This window comes from Clostridioides sp. LIBA-2809 (genome assembly GCF_056688965.1).
Genome location: NZ_CP197004.1, coordinates 1702965 through 1715799 on the forward strand (window position 1 = coordinate 1702965; position 12835 = coordinate 1715799).

Consider the following 12835-nt stretch of genomic DNA (forward strand, 5'->3'; position numbering starts at 1 on the left):
AGTTTAATTAGTTGATACTAAATTTCTACAATGAATAAAATGGAACTGTCTTATATAGATTATATTTTCTACAAATAAGACAGTTCCTTATTATAAATATTAAATTTTATTTATAATAGATTTTGATAAAAATAGTACATTCAAAATGTCTATTCCATAATTCCTTTAATGTACTTTTCATTTACGACATATAGTTTGAATTTATGTACTATAATTATGTCCTCTAAATTCTCTGAAACACTAACAATTCTAACACATTTATTTCTAATTTCTACAGGTAAATCTAAATCATTTGTTAAATTCACATAGTCATCATATTTATACATAAAATCATCCCTTTACATTAAGATATACTTATTATACTATATTTTAATAAGTTTTTTTAAATTATTACAATTTTTCCCGAAATTTCATTTTATATACATAAAATTTCCAAATTAGGCAAGGATTAAATTTATAATTGTACAAATAAAAAGCCTATATAAAATATTTTATTCAATTTTACAAATAACTATTGCCAATTTTTGAAAAATATATTATCATTAATAGTAACAAAAAACTGTAAATTTAGAATATTAATAAAAATTACTTGGGAGGAAATTATCATGGTGAGATTAAATATAGTAAAATTAAATACAAAATTAAATCATCACCATCATCATAGATTAAAGGGATTGTAATATGAAATTAATTCATAGACACAAGCCCTGTTTTTAGTGTAATTGGTCTTGTATCTATGATGGGAAGTAATTTTAAGAGAAAATTATAGCCATATAGGTATAAAGCCTATATGGCTTTTTATTGTTTTAAATTTACAAAGGGAAGAGTAATTTTAATGAAAAGGGTGATAATATGAAGTTTTTAAGGATTGAAGATGAAGTCATTTATTCTAAAAAAAGATATAAATTAAAAAGAGAAATAGATAAACTTTTTTTAGACGAAGAGTATTTTCAAATAGAGCCACAATTATTTGAAGAATACGATGAGTTTACAAGTATTAACAATAAAATACCAGAAGAATCTATGGTAAAGGTTGTAAATGGAAAAGTAATGGTGCTTAGAGCTGATATAACTACAAGTATAATCAAAAGTCTTGTGCCAAGATGGGAAGATGGTTTAAAACTTAAACTTTTTTATAATTCATCAATATATAAAAATAAAAATACAGTTGGAATAAAAGAGATAAGACAGATAGGATGTGAATGTCTAGGAGAATCTTCTGTAGAGGCAGATAGAGAAGTAGTAAAATTAGCTCTTAAGATACTTGAGAAATACAATAATAAGTTTATATTAGAAGTTGGGAGTAGTAAGTATATTAATGGCTTGTTAGAAGAATTAAACCTAAATAAGAATTGTGAGAATCAAATTAAAAATTTATTGTATACGAAAAACACTCATGAATTAAAAGCATATATTGAAGAGTTAAAGCTTAAAAATGAAATAAAAGAGTTATTATCAAATATTTTAAGTTTGCAAGGGAATTTATATACTGTTATTGAAAAATCAAAAAATTTCTATTGTAATGATAAGATGAAACAAGCACTTGAAGAATTAAAGCAAATAAATAACTTAATTGAAGAATGTAATTTTTTAGATAAGGCTAGATTTGATTTATCAATGATTACAATGCTTGATTATTATGAAGGTGTTATGTTTAGAGGTTATTATCCAAACTCATATAAAGAGATTTTGAGTGGGGGAAGATATGATTCTTTAACTAAAGAATATGGAAAAGAAATTCCAGCTATTGGGTTTACATTAAGTGTTGATGAGTTAATGAAGTATGTATATAAATAGGAGTTAAAAGGAGGGGTTATTTTGGATTATTTGACTATAGCACTAGCAAAAGGAAGAATAGAAGGAGAATCGTTTAAAAAATTTAAAAAAATGGGTCTAGGGGATAGTATAGACACAGATACAAGAAAGTTAATCTTTAAAGATGAAGAAAATAAAATAATATATATACATGTCAAGCCATCAGATGTAGTTACATATGTTGAAAAAGGAGTAGCAGACCTTGGTATAGCAGGGAAAGATACTATTTTAGAGAATGAAACAGATGTATATGAAATATATGACTTAGGTTTTGGTAAGTGTAAATTTGCTGTAGCAGGATTAAAAGGCGACAGTATATATAGAGAAGATGAATATCTAAAAGTAGCTACAAAGTATCCAAATATAGCTAAAAAATATTTTAAGGAGAAAGGTCAAAAAATTGAAATAATAAAATTAAATGGTTCTGTAGAATTAGCTCCAATAGTAGGATTATCAGATGTAATTGTAGATATAGTTGAGACAGGTAATACACTTAAAGCAAATGGTCTTGAAATATTGGAAGATATATGTGATATAAGTGCTAGAATTATATCAAATAGAGCTAGTTATAGATTTAAATACGAACAAATTCAAAATATAATTCGTTTATTTGAAGAACTGGATAACTAAAATACAATTAAGAAGGAGGAGTTTAAATTGAGAGAAAAAGAAAGTATAAGAGAATTAAAGGGATATGAACCAAATCATGTGAATTGCAAAGTAAAACTTGATGCAAATGAAGGAAGTAAGAAGTTGTTTAAGCATCTTATTAAAGAAATTTCTGATAGTGATATAGATTTAAATTTATATCCTGAAGATTCTTATAGTGAATTGAAAGAGTCTATAATAGATTATATAAACATTTTTGGAGTAAGTAAGAAAAATCTTTTAGTAGGAAATGGCTCAAGTGAAATAATTGATTTGATAATACACACTTTTGTAGATAAAGATGAAGTGATATTAAGTTTTTCTCCAAGTTTTAGCATGTATTCTATATATAGTCAAATAAATGGCTCTAAGTTTATAGGCGTTGAAAGTGACGAAAATTTAGTTATAAATATAGATAATGTAATTGAAAAAGTAAAAGAAAATAATCCTAAAATAGTAATTGTATGTAATCCAAATAATCCAACTGGAACAATACTAAAGAGGGAAGATATAATAAAACTTTTAAATTCAACTGATAGTTTAGTAGTTCTAGACGAAGCATATATGGATTTTGGAGAAGAAAGTATGTTGAGTGATGTTTTTAAGTATGAAAACCTAATAGTTCTTAGAACCTTATCAAAGGCATTTGGATTGGCTGGAATAAGAACAGGATATATGTTATCTAATAGTAGTTTAATAGATTCTGTTGAAAAGGTAAGACCTCCATATAATTTAAATTCATTATCAGATTTCATTGCAACAAGAGCTCTTAGAAATAAAGATGTAGTAAAAACTTATATAGATGAAGTAAAAAAAGAAAGAGAAGTTTTATATAAAGAAATGATTGATATAGGAATTAAGGCATATAAATCACAAGCAAACTTTATATTATTTTATTCTGAATTTGAAAATCTATCACAAAAACTTATTGATAGAGGGGTGCTAATAAGAGAATTTAGTGGAAAGTTAAAAAACTATTATAGAGTTACAATTGGTGATAAAGAAGAAAATGCTATATTTATGGAAGCTATAAGAGATATTTTGAAAAAGGAGAAATAGGTATGAGAATTTGGAGGATAGAAAGAAATACTCTTGAAACACAGATTTCAGTAGAACTAAATATCAATGGTTCTGGTAAAGCTGAAATAGATACTGGAATAGGATTTTTAGACCATATGCTTACATTGATGGCATTTCATGGCAAGTTTGATTTAAAGGTGCTTTGTAAAGGTGATATATATGTAGATGACCATCATAGCGTTGAAGACATAGGTATAGTCATAGGTGAAGCATTTAAAAATGCTTTAGGTGATAAAAAAGGAATAAGGAGATATTCTAATATCTATATACCTATGGATGAATCTCTATCAATGGTAGCAATAGATATAAGCAATAGACCATATCTTGTATTTAATGCTAAATTTGATACTCAAATGATTGGTAATATGAGTACTCAATGTTTTAAAGAATTTTTTAGGGCTTTTGTAAATGAATCCAGAGTAACATTACATATTAATCTTTTATATGGAGAAAATGACCATCATAAGATAGAAAGTATATTTAAAGCATTTGCAAGAGCTTTAAGAGAAGGTAGTGAAATAATTTCCAGTGATATAGCATCTTCAAAGGGGGTTTTGTAGAATGAATATAATAGTAGATTATGGTCTTGGAAATATAGATTCTGTATCTAGAGGTTTTAAAAAAGCTGGAATAGAAACTAAAATTTCTAGTGATGTAAATGAAATCAAGCAGGCAAATTCACTTATACTTCCAGGCGTTGGGGCCTTTAGAGATTCTATAAATGCTTTAGACGAACTAGGATTGATACCAATATTAAGAGAACATGCTTCAAAAGGAAAATTTCTGATAGGTATATGTTTAGGGATGCAATTACTTTATGAAAAAAGTTATGAGTATGGAGAATACGAAGGATTAGGACTTATAAAAGGCAGTATTGATAAATTAGACATAAGTTTAAAAGTGCCACATATGGGATGGAATAATCTAAAATTTAATAAGAAAGACGATGATATACTTAAATATATTAAGGAAGATGACTATGTATACTTTGTTCACTCATATTATGCAAATTCATCAAATGAGGAGCTTGTTGCATTTTCAGAGTATGAAAAGAAAATTCCTGCTATAGTTAGAAAGGGTAATGTATATGGTATACAATTTCATCCAGAAAAAAGTGGAGAAGTAGGTTTAAATATATTAAAAGCATATGGGGAGATGATAAAATGATAATATTTCCAGCAATAGATGTAAAGGATAACAAATGTGTGAGACTTACTCAAGGAGATTTTGATAAAGTAAATGTATATTATGATAATCCATTAGAGGTAGCTCACAAATGGAAAGATGAAGGAGCAGAATATATACATATAGTAGATTTAAACGGAGCTAGAAGTGAATTTGGTGTAAATACGAAAACAATTGAGAATATAGCTAACAATATAGATATACCAATTCAAGTTGGTGGTGGAGTTAGAGATAAGGAAAAAGTCCAAAGTTTAATAAAAGCTGGTGTTACTAGAGTGATACTAGGCAGTATAGCTATTGAAAATTTAAATTTGGTCGAAGAATTAGTCGATGAATATAAAGATAAAATTGTAGTTTCTATAGATGCTAAAGATGGAAAGGTAGCAGTCAGAGGTTGGGAAGTTGTAAGTAATGTGGATTCGCTAACCTTGTGCAAACAACTTGAAAAAATAGGTGTACAAACTATTGTTTATACAGATATATCAAAAGATGGTATGTTACAAGGTCCAAATTTTGATATATATGAAAAAATCTCAAATGAAACATCACTAAATGTTATTGCTTCAGGAGGAGTAACTTCTATAGATGATGTCAGAAGATTAAAAGATATGAACTTATATGGTGCGATAATAGGTAAAGCACTTTATGATAAAAAGATAGACTTTAAGGAGGCACAACAATTATGCTTACTAGAAGAATAATACCATGTCTAGATGTAAGAAATGGAAGAGTTGTAAAAGGTAAAAAATTCAAAGATATAGTAGATGTTGACAGCCCAGAAGTACTTGGGAAATTTTATAGTGATTGTGGTGCAGATGAACTTGTATTCTATGATATAACTGCATCAAATGAAGATAGAAAGACATCCTTGGAATTTGTAACAAAAGTTGCAGAAAATATAAATATACCATTCTGTGTTGGTGGAGGAGTAAATAAGTTAGAAGATTTTACTGATATTTTAAGAAAAGGTGCTGATAAAGTTTCTATAAATTCATCAGCAGTCAAGAATCCTGAATTAATAAGGGAAGCATCCTTAAAATTTGGAGCACAATGTGTTGTTTTATCAATAGATGCAAAGAAAAATGAAGAAGGTTCATGGAGTGTATATGTAAAAGGTGGTAGAGAAAAGACTCGTTTAGATGCAATTGAGTGGGCTGTTAAAGGTGTAGAACTTGGAGCAGGGGAAATCGTTGTAAATAGTATGGATGAAGATGGAATGAAAAATGGATATGACATAGAGTTGTTGTCAAAAATAACTTCTTTAGTGAATGTACCTGTTATAGCATCAGGTGGTGCTGGTAAAATGGAGGATTTTTATGAGGCTGTCAAAGAATCTAATGTAGATGGAATTTTAGCAGCATCTGTTTTTCATTTTGGAGAGATAAAAATAAATGATTTGAAGAAATATTTAAAAAACATGGGTGTAGAAGTAAGATTGTAAGTCAAATATCTAAGAGGAGATTGAAAAGATGGAAAATAAATGTAGTAATATATACAGTGGGGAAATAGAAGAATTTATAAAAAGTGTAAAATTTGATGATAAAGGTTTAATTCCTGTTGTTGTTCAAGATGTAGTGAGTAAAGATGTGCTAATGTTGGCATATATGAATAAGGATGCTATAAAGAGAACTTTAAAAGATAAAGTAGCTTGTTATTTTAGCAGAAGTAGACAAGAGCTTTGGATTAAAGGAGAGACATCTGGGAATACTCAGAAAGTTGTTAAGATGTCTTATGACTGTGATGTAGATACTATATTACTTTTAGTTGAGCAAACTGGTGTAGCTTGTCATACAGGAAATTATTCTTGTTTTTATAGAGATTTATTTGATGATACTAATAAAATGGAATTTGAAGTAGAAAAAAGTATATTGAAAGAATTATATGATTTAATAAATGAAAGAAAAAATAATCCTGTTGAAGGTTCTTATACTAATTATCTTTTTGAAAAAGGTATAGATAAAATACTTAAAAAAGTTGGTGAAGAAAGTAGTGAAGTAATTATAGCATCAAAGAATACTGATAAAAATGAACTTATCTATGAAATTAGCGATTTAGTATATCATACATTGGTATTGATGATAGAAAAAGACGTTAAGATTGATGAGATAAAAAAGGAGTTACTCAACAGAAGGAAATAAAATAAGATAGATTGATAGGGAATAAGAAAATATATCGCTTTTTATAAAAAGTGGTATATTTTTTTATTCCCTATTTTTAATTTGTGGAGTAATATGTAAATATCTCGATTTAATTTATTATATACATAATTTATTAATAAAATAATTAAAATACATTATTTATTTTATAAAAAATAAGATTATCTAATTATATTTAAGTAAAATAATATGAAAATAATTTTTAAATTAAAAAATAGTAATAAAAATAGTGATTTTATAAAAAAATAGAGTTAGATTTCAATGCTTGAAAAACGTTTTTAAAACTAATATTTTATTTTTTTATTAAAAAATAAAATATTAGTTTTGATTTCTGGTTTAAGTTGAGTTATAATAAATTGTCAAATTATTTATTATTATAAAATAGACTATAAAACAAGCAAAAGTCATACTATTATATAAAAGACATTTAAAATAAGAAATTATAAAAAGACAAATAAAATGTTTTTGAAAAATAGTGAAATTTTATTACAAAAAATTTAAAACGATTTCAACTTAATAGTTATAATCCTTTTTAGTTGCTATAAATATACAATGTATATTATACAATATAAAAAATGCATTTACTTAAAAAAATATTATTAGATTTGGATTTATAATTTTTTTAAACTTTAAGCTATCATAAAAGTAAAATATTACAAAAGCTGAGTAGAGATTATTTTATTTTAATAAATAATAAAAACTATTTTTCTATAATATTGGCATAATATATGCTTATATAACTATGAAATTAAAATTAAATAAGATTAAAGTAGGAGGAAAAAAATGGGAAGTAATGAACTAAAAAAGACTCTTGGCGTGTCAGCAGCATTATCTACTGTTGTTGGTTCTGTCATAGGAGCTGGTGTATTCTTTAAACCGCAAGCAGTTTATACATTGACTGGAGGAGCTCCAGGTCTTGGTATATTAGCATGGTTAATAGCTGGAATTATAACTATAACAGCTGGTCTTACAGCTGCAGAGGTATCAGTAGCGATACCAAAAACTGGTGGAATGATGGTATATATAAAAGAAATTTATGGAGAAAAATTAGGATTTTTAACTGGATGGATGCAAATTGTACTATTCTATCCTGGAATGATGGCAGCCTTAGGTGTTATATTTGGAGAACAAGCCTCAGCTTTAATTGGTAGCCCATCACTATTACTTCCAATAGCTATTGGAATTATAGTAATAGTTGCAGGATTAAATATGTTGGGTTCAAAAACTGGAGGAGCTATACAGACTGTTTCTACAATATGTAAATTAATACCACTTATTTTGATAATGATTGTTGGATTTATTAAAGGTGGTGGAGATAATCCAATACTTACACCTATGGTTGGTGAAGGCTTAAGTCTAGGTAGTGTGTTAGGTCAGGTTTTAATTGCTATATTATTTGCATTTGATGGATGGATGAATGTTGGTACTTTAGCTGGAGAAATGAAGAATCCTGGAAAAGACCTTCCAAAAGCTATAATAGGTGGATTATCAGTTGTTATGGCTGTTTACTTTATAATAAACTTAGCATATCTTTGGGTATTACCAGCTAATGAATTAGCAAACTATGCTTCTCCTGCATCAGCAGTTGCTGAAGTTATATTTGGTTCAATGGGTGGAAAAATAATATCTGTAGGTATATTAATTTCAGTATTTGGAGCATTAAATGGATTCTTATTAACTGGTTCAAGAGTTGCATATACTCTAGCTACAGATAAGACTTTACCAAAATATAATACTTTTTCTAAATTAAATTCTGCTCAAGTTCCAGCAAATGCTATAGCATTAGTATCTGTTATTGCATCTATATATGCTTTATCAGGTCAATTTAACTTATTAACTGACTTAGCAGTATTTGCGACTTGGATATTCTATGTATTAACATTTATAGGAGTAATGAAACTTAGAAAAACTCATCCAGATATGCCAAGAGAGTATAAAGTACCATTATATCCAATTGTTCCTATAATAGCTATAGCAAGTGGTATATTTGTTGTAGTTAATCAATTATGCTTTGCAGGTATGAAAACTACTATGATATCTATAGGAGGTCTTATAATAACAGCTATAGGCTTACCAGTGTATGCCTATATGACTAAAGGGACAAAAAGAGAGTCTAGGTAGTTTATAAATATTTTATAATTATGTAAAAAATAAAATCCCAATCTATTAGCTAATAGATTGGGATTTTATTTTTAATTTTTTGGAAATTAAACTTTTCTATTATAAATAATATAATATTGTATGAATCAGAAAAAATTACCTAATTAATGTAATGATTTATGAATAAGATTAGAAATTTTTACCTAATAACAAAAAATAGTAAACATAAATATATATTGTATGCACTAAAAATGTGCGATAGCATTGTTTTAGTAGTTATTTTGTGTTCGATATTTCTAATTTATAAAAAAAAAATTATAAATTTTAAAAATTATAAATGACATTTTAACTAGAATTAATTGTAAAAAACACTATATAATACTCAATTTTCAACATTCTATGCAATTATACATAAATTATACAGCATAATAATCATCAAAATAACAAATTTTAAAAATTAAGTAAAACTTTTTGTCGAAGTTCAACGTCTATATATATGTAGTGTAAATTTTGTGTGTAAAATACTACAAAAATATAAATGTAAAAATATAGCAATATTGGAGGTCGAACGATGAGAAATAAAAAGAAAAAAATAAATAGAAAGAAATTGTATGTACTTTTAAGTGCTATTGTAGTATGTCTAGCTTTTATAGTAGTTGGTATACGAGTTAGCTCTTTAAATATGAAAGAAGACGAAATTAGTAGAAATACAAAATTGTCAAATTCTACTATTACAGATATAGTATCTAATACAGCAACAGAAATTAGCAAAGGACCAAGTAAAAGTTCTGGAAAAGTAGCATACATAACTATAGATGATGGTCCATCTAAATTTACTGACCAGATGATAAAAACCCTAAATAAATATAATGTTAAAGCAACTTTTTTTATGATAGATGGCAATATGAAGGAATATCCACAACAAGTTAAAAATATAATTAAAAGTGGGAACACAGGAGGTTTTCACAGTGTGTCACATGATATTCATAAGCTTTATGTTACCAATACATCAGCAAAAGAGGAATTTGATACAAATGACCAAACTTTTTACAAAATAACTGGCAAACATTCAAAAGTAATAAGAATACCTTATGGAAGTAAACCATATACACCACAAGCTTCTTATCAAGCTTTAGTTGATGCTGGATACAAAATTTGGGACTGGGATTTAGATACAGAAGACTGGAAATCTAATTCTGCTCAAATCGTACAAAATGTAAAAAATCATATTAAGAATAGAAAAGGTGAAGATAAAGACCAACTTGTAGTTTTAATGCATGAGAAAAAACAGAGTGCAGAAGCTTTAGATTCTATTTTAAAATTCTTATCAGATGAAGGATATGAATTTGCAGCAGTAGACCAAAATCAAATACCAAAAAATTATTGGTTACGTAATTTAGAGTAATTAAAATATAAGAATATTGATTGATATTTTTAGAAATTGATAATAAAAATGAGTGAGGTGTAGATATATTGAATAAAAAACTTTATATAGGAATGGTCGGAATACTATCTTTAATGATGGTTGGTTGCAATAAAAGTTTGGCAAAAGTAAATGATGTGGAAATCACAAAAGAGCAGTATAAAAAAACAAGAGCAGTTTTATCTGCTACTAATAATTATATAAATGGTCAATCTTTAGATGAATTAGAAAAAACTTTGGATAAAAAAGGTAGAAATAAATTAGAAAATGTTATAATATCGTTTATGGTGGATAATGAACTTTTATATCAAGAGGCTAAGGATAAAGGATTAACTCCAACTAAAAGCGAAGTAGACTCAAAATATCAAGAACTAGAAGATAATATGAATTTGAATACAAGTTACAAAGAAAAAATGGACAAAGCAGGTGTTGATAAAGAATACTTAAAACAAGAAATATCTAAAGATTTAGCCATAGATAAAAATAAGAAGGCCTTTGAAGATAGGATAAATGTAAGTGATGTTGATATGGAATCTTATTATACAAAACATAAAAAGGATTTTAATGTAGAAGAAGTAAGTGCTTCTCAGATACTTATATCAACTTTAGACAAAAATAAAAAGGAAGTAAGTAAAGATAAGAAAGAAGCTTTAAAGAAAGAGGCAGATAATATATTAACTAAAATCAAAAATGGAGAAAGTTTTGAAGAATTGGCTAAAAAATATTCAGATGACAAAGCAACTGGAAAAAACGGAGGACAGCTAGGTTATTTCACAAAAGAAGACAAAAATGCTGAGTTTACAAAAGAAGTATTCAAATTAAAGAAAAATGAAGTTTCAAATGTATTTGAGACTAGTTATGGATATCATATAGTCAAAGTTACTGATAAAAGAGAAAGACAAAAAAGTTTTAATGAGTGTCAGAGTTTAATAAGAGAATCTATTTTAAATGAAAAGTATATTGAGCATATAAAGAAATTGAATGAAGATGCAAAAATAGACAGATAGATTTTCTAAAAACTCAATCCTAGCCTGTAATCGGAGGGAGATTTTACAGGAATGTTTAAGAGTTTAAAGAGAACGAAGGTTGAGAAATACATTATCGATAATAAAGACTCTTTTTATAGAATTGCATATAGTTATACAAAGAATGAAGAAGATGCCTTAGATGTGGTTCAAGAAGCCATGTATAAGGCTCTATATTCAGTGGAAAATATTAAAGAAGTAAATTATATAAAGACATGGTTTTATAAAATTTTAGTCAGAACTAGTATAGATTTTATTAGGAAAAACCGTAAATATAATAACATGACAGATATTGACCATATAGATGAAACTGGAGAATGTGATAAATATACTGATTTAGATTTAAAAAGAGCTTTAGAAGAATTACCTATTGAGTATAAATCTATTATAATATTGAGATTTTTTGAAGATTTAAAGATTGAAGAAGTAGCAATAATATTGGATGAAAATGTGAATACTGTTAAAACTAGGCTATATACTGCTTTAAAAAAACTAAAATTAAAAATTGAAGAGTAGGGATAAAAAGAATGACGAGCAAAGAAAGGTTAGATAAGTTAAAAGAGGAGTATCATAAAATTCCAATACCAAAGAAACTAGATACTATAATAAATCATGAGAAAATAGAAAATATATATTATGAAAAAAATAAGAAAGTAAATAGATTAAGATTTAAAGTTGCAATAGCTTTTGCGTGTATGTTTACAGTATTAGTAAATATAAGTCCTGTATTTGCAGACAATTTTTCTAAGATACCTATAATTGGAGGAATAGTAGAAGTAATAACTATAAAAAATTATAGCTTAAAGAGTGAAAATTATGAGGCCGAGATTGATATTCCTAAGGTACAAGGTTTAAAAGATAAAAATTTAGAAAAGCGATTAAATAATAGTTTTATGGAAGATGGAAAAAGACTTTATAATGAATTTCAGCAGAGAATGGAAAAGATAGAATTATCAAAGAATAAAGGATATAAGTCTTTAAGTTTGAGTTATAGTGTTAAAAATAATTCTAAAGATTTTCTATCAATAGAAATGACAAAAAATGAAATAGAAGCATCGTCATATGTGAGTAAGATACATTATAATGTTGATAAAAAAAGACAAATAGTTTTGACCTTGCCTATGCTTTTTAAGGATGACAAATATATAAAGGTTATTAGCAATAATATAAAAGAACAGATGAGAGAGCAGATTAAAAAGGATAATACAAAATCATATTTTATAGACCAAGAAAAAGATTTGCCTGTTGAAGATTTTAAAACAATCAACAAGTATCAGGATTTTTATTTTAATAAAAATGAAGATCTCGTAATTTGTTTTGATCAATATGAAGTAGCACCTGGTTATATGGGAGCAGTAGAATTTGTAATACCATATAAAGTAATAAAAGATTTGTAAATTGAA

14 protein-coding genes are annotated in these 12835 nt (G+C 26.7%); 13 read left to right on the forward strand and 1 reads right to left on the reverse strand.

Features of this window, described 5'->3' with window-relative positions; genetic code table 11:
- Positions 1-149: 149 nt before the first annotated feature.
- Positions 150-326: a hypothetical protein gene (locus ACTG44_RS08175; RefSeq protein WP_003420092.1), complete on the reverse strand. Its 177-nt coding sequence runs from the start codon at positions 324-326 to the stop codon at positions 150-152.
- 526 nt (positions 327-852) lie between these two features.
- On the opposite strand from ACTG44_RS08175, the gene ACTG44_RS08180 reads away from it, so the two are divergent.
- The 13 genes from ACTG44_RS08180 to rsiV all read left to right on the forward strand — a co-directional run bounded on the left by ACTG44_RS08180 (position 853) and on the right by rsiV (position 12829).
- Entirely contained in the window at positions 853-1797 is a 945-nt protein-coding gene (locus ACTG44_RS08180; protein WP_021384314.1) for an ATP phosphoribosyltransferase regulatory subunit, read from the forward strand.
- A gap of 21 nt (positions 1798-1818) precedes the next feature.
- Complete coding sequence (hisG, locus tag ACTG44_RS08185; RefSeq protein WP_021384322.1) at positions 1819-2445, forward strand: ATP phosphoribosyltransferase; 627 nt, start codon at positions 1819-1821, stop codon at positions 2443-2445.
- Positions 2446-2472: 27 nt separating this feature from the next.
- A complete protein-coding gene (hisC, locus tag ACTG44_RS08190) occupies positions 2473-3522 on the forward strand; it encodes a histidinol-phosphate transaminase (RefSeq protein WP_479920136.1) in 1050 nt (349 codons plus the stop codon).
- A 2-nt stretch (positions 3523-3524) separates the two neighbouring features.
- The gene (hisB, locus tag ACTG44_RS08195; protein WP_479921574.1) at positions 3525-4103 is read left to right on the forward strand and encodes an imidazoleglycerol-phosphate dehydratase HisB; all 579 of its coding nucleotides are present in this window, start codon (positions 3525-3527) and stop codon (positions 4101-4103) included.
- Position 4104: 1 nt separating this feature from the next.
- Positions 4105-4710, forward strand: a complete 606-nt coding sequence (hisH, locus tag ACTG44_RS08200) for an imidazole glycerol phosphate synthase subunit HisH (RefSeq protein WP_021384321.1) — start codon at positions 4105-4107, stop codon at positions 4708-4710.
- Complete coding sequence (hisA, locus tag ACTG44_RS08205) at positions 4707-5429, forward strand: 1-(5-phosphoribosyl)-5-[(5-phosphoribosylamino)methylideneamino]imidazole-4-carboxamide isomerase (RefSeq protein ID WP_479921575.1); 723 nt, start codon at positions 4707-4709, stop codon at positions 5427-5429. The genes hisH and hisA overlap by 4 nt, the downstream gene beginning before the upstream one ends.
- Positions 5411-6169, forward strand: coding sequence for an imidazole glycerol phosphate synthase subunit HisF (gene hisF, locus ACTG44_RS08210; RefSeq protein WP_479921576.1), 759 nt, complete (start codon positions 5411-5413; stop codon positions 6167-6169). The genes hisA and hisF overlap by 19 nt, the downstream gene beginning before the upstream one ends.
- 28 nt (positions 6170-6197) lie before the next feature.
- Positions 6198-6866 carry a bifunctional phosphoribosyl-AMP cyclohydrolase/phosphoribosyl-ATP diphosphatase HisIE gene (gene hisIE, locus ACTG44_RS08215; protein WP_479921577.1) on the forward strand — a complete coding sequence of 223 codons (669 nt, stop codon included), beginning with the start codon at positions 6198-6200 and terminating at the stop codon, positions 6864-6866.
- Between the two features lie 801 nt (positions 6867-7667).
- The gene (locus tag ACTG44_RS08220; RefSeq protein ID WP_021384376.1) at positions 7668-9005 is read left to right on the forward strand and encodes an APC family permease; all 1338 of its coding nucleotides are present in this window, start codon (positions 7668-7670) and stop codon (positions 9003-9005) included.
- Between the two features lie 550 nt (positions 9006-9555).
- Entirely contained in the window at positions 9556-10389 is an 834-nt protein-coding gene (locus ACTG44_RS08225; RefSeq protein WP_479918571.1) for a polysaccharide deacetylase family protein, read from the forward strand.
- Between the two features lie 68 nt (positions 10390-10457).
- Positions 10458-11414: a peptidylprolyl isomerase gene (locus tag ACTG44_RS08230; RefSeq protein ID WP_021384346.1), complete on the forward strand. Its 957-nt coding sequence runs from the start codon at positions 10458-10460 to the stop codon at positions 11412-11414.
- Between the two features lie 51 nt (positions 11415-11465).
- Complete coding sequence (locus ACTG44_RS08235; RefSeq protein WP_021384362.1) at positions 11466-11948, forward strand: RNA polymerase sigma factor; 483 nt, start codon at positions 11466-11468, stop codon at positions 11946-11948.
- An 11-nt stretch (positions 11949-11959) separates the two neighbouring features.
- Positions 11960-12829, forward strand: a complete 870-nt coding sequence (gene rsiV / locus ACTG44_RS08240) for an anti-sigma-V factor RsiV (RefSeq protein ID WP_021384360.1) — start codon at positions 11960-11962, stop codon at positions 12827-12829.
- Positions 12830-12835: the final 6 nt, after the last annotated feature.